Genomic DNA, 7,313 nt, shown 5'->3' on the forward strand with positions numbered 1-7,313 from the left:
TAGTCTGACAGATAGTATCCACTGTAAGTAAGAGGAGAGTGATTCATTAGTGGATGGTGACGTGGGTCTGGAGATACTCATAATTTTCTTGCTCATTATAGCAAATGGTATTTTCTCCATGACAGAATTAGCCATAGTCAATGCCCGTAAGGGTTTATTGGAAGATAGTGCCGAAAAAGGCAGTACCGGGGCACAGCGGGCGATTCAATTATCGGAAGATCCGAATCAGATGTTTTCTACTATTCAAATCGGGATTACCTTAATCGGTATCGTAACCGGTTTGTATTCCGGCGCCGCATTATCGACGCCGATGGCAGAAGCCATTAAAGAACATATACCTGTTTTGGCACCTTATGCCGATTCGGTAAGCCCTATTGTTATCGTATCGTTGACGACCTATTTATCCCTCGTTGTGGGTGAATTGGTACCGAAGCGTATCGCGTTGAACGCACCGGAACGAATTGCCATTATTATGGCCGTACCGATGCATTCGTTCTCGGTTATAGCAAAGCCGCTGGTAGCCTTGCTTAGTTCATCCACCAGCTTTTTATTAAAACTCTTGGGTGTTAAAGAGAAAGAAGAAGCGCCGGTTACAGAACTTGAAATCAACAAAATGTTAACCCAAGGTGTTGAGTTGGGGGCTTTTGAAAAAGAAGAACCGATTCTTGTAGATAATGTATTCCGCTTGGCCGATTTAAATGCCGGTGATGTTATGACACCGCGTACACAGCTTAAGTGGCTTGATTTGAATAGTCCGGAGGAAGAAATCAAAGAACGTCTTTGCAACTCCACACATTATCGTTTGCCCGTAGGGCGCGATTCCTTGGATGAATTGGAAGGTCTCGTTATTGTGGCTGATGTGTTCGCCGAGCATATGAAAGCAGGCGGGGAAAAGACGTTAAAACAATTGGTGGCAGAATGCACCAAGCAGCCGGTTATGGTACCGGAATCCATCAGTCTTATGAAGCTTCTTGAAGTTTTCCGTTCGGAAGGTATTCATGAAACCGTAGTACTCGACGAATACGGCGGTTTCAGCGGGCTTGTAACACTTCATGACATCATGGAGAAATTGGTTGGTTTGATGCCGGCCAGCGAAGATGAGCTGAAAGAAGAAGAAAATCGTATTATTCAGCGCACGGAAACAACTTGGCTTGTTGACGGCCTACTCAGCATTGATGAATTTAAAGAATATTTCGGTATTAACAAAGAATTACCGGGTGAAGAAAAAGATTTATATAAAACGGTGGGCGGCTTTTTGACATATTTATTCGGTCGCATTCCTAAAGAGCTGGACCGCTACGTGTGGGAAACATATACCTTTGAAATTGTCGATATGGATAATGTCCGCATCGATAAAATCATGGTGGTTCATGAGCCGATTGAGGAAACAGTAGCTGCCGACGAATAAGAACTATCCTCATAGTGTAGGCGAAGACCAAAGCTATGAGGATTTTTTTAGTTAAAAGACGATTATTATGAGATGTGTTAAACATCTGTATAAAACTACAAAAATACGGAGTTGTAAATACCAATGGAAAATACGTACAAAGAATTAGTGACTACGGCTTCATTGTTTGCTGTATATGTGCAGGAAGTTCGTAAACGTCTTCTAAAAGAGGCTATTGAAACGTATATTGATACAGTGCCTTGTGAATCGGCAAACAAGCTGATGAATAAAAAGTTTAATCATTCGGAGATGCAAATCTTAAGTTATTTGGAAGCTAAACCGGATAAAACGGGGACCTATCAGGAAATTTTGAAGGCTATGCCCTTTTCACAGGGGCTGTTATCACGGTATGTAAAACGTTTGGCGGCCAACAATTTGCTCATTCGTTTTCACAACAAAGAAGATTTAAAAGCTGTATTATTGCGTAATACGGAACTGGGAACGGCTGTGGCATTGGTGCATAATGATTTGCATAAGCGTGAAGAAGCTTATTTTAAATCGGTTCTCAGTAATGTGCCGGCTGAAAAAATTAAGGACACCTTGGAAACACTTAAACTTTTAATGAATGGACCGATTGCTATATCTGATGAAGAATTGAATACGCTAACCGGTATGAAGCCAAAATCGGCCTATTGACAGTCATAGTATATGGAAATAAAACCTTATTGGCATTACTGTAACACCAATTAAAGGCGGATAGTATAAGGTACATAGTATATTGAAAATAATTGACAGTATTGGGAATAACTCTTACAATTAACATATATATTACCGGTAATAAATAAGGAGGAGATTCATATGAGCGGGCTGAGAAGTTGGCGCCGATACACGATAATTACAGCATTATTGACAGGTTTGTTACTCTTGGTGAGTGGGTGTGGCTCATCGGACGAAACGAGCGATAAAGCACCGTTGGTTAAAACGCAGGTCGTTGGGCAAGGGAGCGGAGCCGGTGAAAACAGTTTGGCCGGTACCATTAAAAACCGCAATGAAACGGCGTTGTCCTTCCAAATCGGCGGACGTGTCATTCAAAAGAATTTTAATATCGGTGATCGCGTCGGAGCCGGTCAAGTACTGGCCATATTAGACCAAGGCGATACGAGCAGTCAGTTGCAAAATGCCGAGGGTGCTTTGGCAGCGGCTCAGTCACAGTATGATTTGGCAGCTACCAATGTACAGCGTTATCGCCAACTCTATGCGGAAGAAGCAATCAGTCAATTGCAATTAGACCAGATGGAAAACTCCTATAAAGTAGCGGCCGCTCAATTGGCACAGGCGCAGGCTAATGTGCAGACCAGTGCCAATCAGCAAAACTACACGCAATTAACAGCACCGGCTGACGGTATTATTACGGCTGCCTCCATTGAAGTGGGGCAGGTCGTAGCGGCCGGTCAGACTGTAGGTACTATTGCGGTCGGCAATGAACCGGAAGCGGTTATTGCCTTGCCGGAACAAATGATGGCGTCCGTAGCCGTTGGTTCGCCGGCCAGCGTAACCTATTGGGCTTTACCAAATGTGACAACGGCCGGTGTAGTACGTGAAATTTCTCCGGTGCCGGATGCGACGGCGCGTACCTATACGGTTAAAATTTCTTTACCAAATCCGCCGGCTCAATTACAGCTTGGTATGACTGCTAATGTAGTATTCAATCAATTAAATAGCAATGGATTAATGATTCCGTTAACGGCTTTAGTAGGCACGCGTCAACCGACACCAAACAGTCAGGGACAAGTCTATGTAGTCACTGATAATACGGTGCATTTACGAAATGTTACTTTAGGCAGTTTAGGTAATAATCAAGTCATGGTAGTATCCGGTTTGAAGGCCGGTGACCGCATTGTAACGGCCGGTACGGATAAATTGGAAGAAGGGGCTAAGGTACGCATATGAAGCAGTTTAACTTAGCTGATTGGGCCCTCAGACACAAGTCTATCATTTACTTCTTTATGGCCATGCTCTTTGCCATCGGCAGTTTTTCCTTTATGAAAATCGGTCGTATGGAAGATCCGAATTTTACGATTCGCACCATGGTTGTAGCCGCCACTTGGCCGGGTGCGTCACCGCAGCAAATGTCGGAACAGGTTACGGATAAACTGGAAGAAAAAATTCGCGACTTACCTGGTCTTGATTATACAAAGAGTTTTACGGATGGCGGTAAAACGGTTATTTATATTAACCTCAAAGAATCAGTCAAAAGCGACGACGTACGGGCCGCTTGGACGGAAGTACGTCACATGATTGATGATGAATGGTCAAGCTTGCCATCCGGCGTGCAGGGACCTGTTATTAATGATCGTTTTGACGACGTGTACGGTACAATTTACGCTCTTACCGGCGATGACTATTCCTATGAAGAAAAAAGAGCTTATGCGGAAGATATTAAGCGCGTTTTACTCAGTGTACCGAATGTAAAACGTATAGATTTAAAAGGTGTGCAAGAACAGACTCTTTATGTGGAAATGAATAAGGATAAATTGTCGGCCTATCAGATAAGTGCCCAGACGATTTTGAATGCCTTAAAACAGCAAAGCTCTATGGCGCCGGCCGGTATGATTGATACAGATACGAATAATGTCTATTTGCGTGTGAACGGTCTTTTTGACAGTGTTGATTCCGTTCGCGAAATGCCGCTCCAAGTGAATGGACAGACCTTGCGTTTAGGGGATATTGCCACGGTTCGTATGGACTACGAATCACCGCAAAGTCCGCTGTTCTACTATAATGGTAAACCGGCCATAGGCATTGCCGTTTCCATGGATCCGGGAGCCAATAATATTGAATTCGGTAAGGCATTAGATGCTAAAATGGCGTCCTATAAGGATGCCTTGCCGGCCGGACTCGATGTCAGTCAGGTATCCAACCAACCGAAAGTGGTGGATGATTCCATCAGTGAATTTACCCGTTCTTTATTTGAAGCCATTGTCATCGTATTAATCGTCAGCTTTATATCCCTTGGTGTACGCAGTGGGATTGTGGTAGCTCTTACGATTCCGGTCGTTGTGGCCAGTACCTTTGTGGGGATGTATGCGGATGGCCTCGAACTGCATAAAGTAAGTCTCGGTGCCTTAATCATCTCCTTAGGCCTATTGGTGGATGATGCGATTATCGTCGTGGAAATGATGACCCTCAAAATGGAAGAAGGGCTCAATACGCATGATGCGGCTACCTTTGCCTATAAATCGACGGCCTTTCCGATGCTGAGCGGTACCTTGATTACCTGCTGCGGCTTCTTGCCAATCTTTTTATCGGAAGGATCGGTTGCCGAATTTACCCATGCTTTATTTATTGTTGTCGCCATGGCACTTTTGTTATCATGGTTTGCTTCGGTGCTGGTAAGTCCTGTATTGGGCAGTAAATTAATTCGTATCAAACCGGGTCATGAGGAAACAAGAGCTATGCGGATACAAAAAGCCTTTTTAGCTCGTTTTGAAAAATTCCTCCACTGGGCTCTCGGTCATCGCCGTACGGTCCTTATCACTACCTTAGTGTTATTCTTCATTTCTTTGGTCAGCGTGCCGCTTATTAAAGTAGAATTTTTCCCGGCCTCTACAAGACCGGAAATCATGGTAGCCATTCAGTTTCCTCAAAGTTCTTCCTTACAGTATACGAAGGAACAGGCGGAGCAATTGGATAATCTCCTCAGTGGCGATAAGCGCATTGAGCATTATTCCTCTTATATCGGTGAAGGAGCGCCCCGTTTTGTGCTCACCTTGGAACCGGAAGTACAGCGTAACAACTACATGCAGTATGTGATTGTAGCTAATTCTTTGGAAGACAGAAACAGTTTGTACAATGAATTAAATGAAAAATTGAAGGACGAATTCCCATCGGCTTTAATCAACATGGATTTCATTCAAACCGGTCCGCCTTCAAAATATCCGATTATGTTCCGTGTATCCGGTCCTGATATGGATAAAGTTAAAGAAATTGCCACCGATGTGAAGGCTGTTTTCAAAGAATATCCTGAAATTACAGATATTGCCGAAGATTGGCCGGATAATACACTGAATATTGAAGTGCATATCGACCCGTCTAAAGCGCGTTTGATGGGCGTTGATAGTTATACGGTAGCGACAGATTTACAAAGTAAAATATCCGGTATTACGGTGGGACAATATTATGTAGGCAATCAGACGATACCGATGAAATTTAAACTCAGCGGTAATGAAGATCATAATATGAGTGTTTTGCAAAATATTCCGATTCAGACCGGTTCCGGCGCCTATGTACCGTTGAGTCAGATTGCGACGATTTCTTTGGGCAATGAAGACGGTATCATATGGCACCGTAACATGGCGCCGACCATTACAGTCCATGGCAATGTACCGCCTAATGTAATGGCCGATTCGTTAGCTAATGAAATTAATGAAAAACTGGATACCATGAGAGCGGACTTACCGGCCGGCTATACCATTGAGGTTGACGGATCCGCCGAACAAAGTAACATTGCTCTTAATAACTTAAAAGGGCCGATGCCGATTATGATTTGTCTCATTATGGTAATTCTCATGTTCCAGCTCAAGAAAATCTCCCTCATGATTATGGCCATGTTAACGGCACCGCTGGGACTCATCGGGGTTGTTTTGACTATGCTTTTAACCAATACGCCGATGGGCTTCATGGTAGTCTTGGGGGTTATCTCCTTAAGCGGTATGATTATCCGAAACTCTATCATTTTAATTGACCAGATTGAGTTACATCGCAAAGAAGGACAAACGACCTATGAAGCCATTGTAAGCTCCACTATCTTGCGTTTCCGACCGATTATGCTCACTGCTTTGGCTGCTATTTTAGGCATGGTACCGCTCATGCGAAGTGCCTTTTGGTCACCGATGGCCATAGCTTTCAGCGGTGGTCTCTTTGTGGCTACGATTTTGACTTTAATTGTGCTGCCCGTTATGTATGCTGTTTATTTTAAAGCGGAAGAAAAATAAAGGGAATTATCAAAATTAGTGAAAATTTATTGGTAATATTGTAATTAATACGATAAAATTTAATCAAAGCATATTGCGTAGATGATGTAATGTATGATTAAATAAGTAAGTAGACATTGCCAATAACAGTGAAAAGGAGCTAATACGATGAGTAACGTAGCATATTATGCCATTCATTATGGGGTGGATGAAAAGGGATATATTGCCTTTAATAAAGACAATAAGGAAATGACAGTAGTATTGCCTGATGAAACTTGGCAAAAAAAGGTTTGGGATTATTTACATACACCGCAAACTATTGAAAAAGCGTTAAGCCTCGACGTGTATGAAACAGTTACGTTAGATCCTTCTGAATCTTTGGAAAATTTAAAATTAGCGTTAACCGTTATGTGGGAACGCACTGACGTTCAAGTTGATTGGAGCCGCCCGGTTGAAATCGACGGCGAATTTAAGTTCCCTGAATAAGTAATGGAAGACCTGTATTGTTAGTAAAAATTGGCAGAACATGTCATTTTTGAGCGAACAAATTAAAAGTTATACACCGGTTATAAACTAAAAATAGTACATACTGACGAACATATCCACAGATTATACACATAAATCTGTGGATATGTTGTGTATAGCTTGTGAGTAAGTCTAAAAATTTGGTGCATAAGTGAACGAAAAAGTGTATAACTCTGTGTATAAACTGGGGATAACTCGTGGATAAGTGCTTAAGAATATAGGTATATTGCGAGATGTGAACATTCCGTTTATAATATAGTTTGTAAAGTGTTTTAATTTAATACATACATGCGTCTATAGCTCAGTAGGATAGAGCAGCAGTTTCCTAAACTGCGTGTCGGTGGTTCGATTCCGCCTAGGCGCACCAAATAAAAAGGGGCTGTAACGAAATACACTCCTAAAAACAAGAATGCGGTTTGAAGATACGA

Annotated in this window: 5 protein-coding genes and 1 tRNA gene; all 6 read left to right on the forward strand. The window is 42.6% G+C overall.

Annotated elements, in window-relative coordinates; all coding sequences use genetic code 11:
* Positions 1-49 precede the first annotated feature (49 nt).
* Positions 50-1,408, forward strand: coding sequence for a hemolysin family protein (locus tag QZL64_RS02525; RefSeq protein WP_021840474.1), 1,359 nt, complete (start codon positions 50-52; stop codon positions 1,406-1,408).
* Between the two features lie 123 nt (positions 1,409-1,531).
* Positions 1,532-2,083 (forward strand): MarR family winged helix-turn-helix transcriptional regulator, encoded by a 552-nt coding sequence (locus tag QZL64_RS02530; RefSeq protein ID WP_021840475.1) that lies wholly within the window; start codon positions 1,532-1,534, stop codon positions 2,081-2,083.
* Between the two features lie 162 nt (positions 2,084-2,245).
* A complete protein-coding gene (locus QZL64_RS02535) occupies positions 2,246-3,337 on the forward strand; it encodes an efflux RND transporter periplasmic adaptor subunit (RefSeq protein ID WP_021840476.1) in 1,092 nt (363 codons plus the stop codon).
* Positions 3,334-6,381 (forward strand): efflux RND transporter permease subunit, encoded by a 3,048-nt coding sequence (locus tag QZL64_RS02540; protein ID WP_021840477.1) that lies wholly within the window; start codon positions 3,334-3,336, stop codon positions 6,379-6,381. Before QZL64_RS02535 ends, QZL64_RS02540 begins: the two co-directional genes overlap by 4 nt.
* A 147-nt stretch (positions 6,382-6,528) precedes the next feature.
* Complete coding sequence (locus QZL64_RS02545) at positions 6,529-6,846, forward strand: hypothetical protein (protein WP_021840478.1); 318 nt, start codon at positions 6,529-6,531, stop codon at positions 6,844-6,846.
* Positions 6,847-7,175: 329 nt separating this feature from the next.
* Positions 7,176-7,252 (forward strand) — tRNA-Arg (locus QZL64_RS02550).
* Positions 7,253-7,313: the final 61 nt, after the last annotated feature.

Origin of the sequence: Veillonella sp. CAG:933, from assembly GCF_000431435.1 — a bacterium.
GTDB lineage: Bacteria > Bacillota > Negativicutes > Veillonellales > Veillonellaceae > Veillonella_A.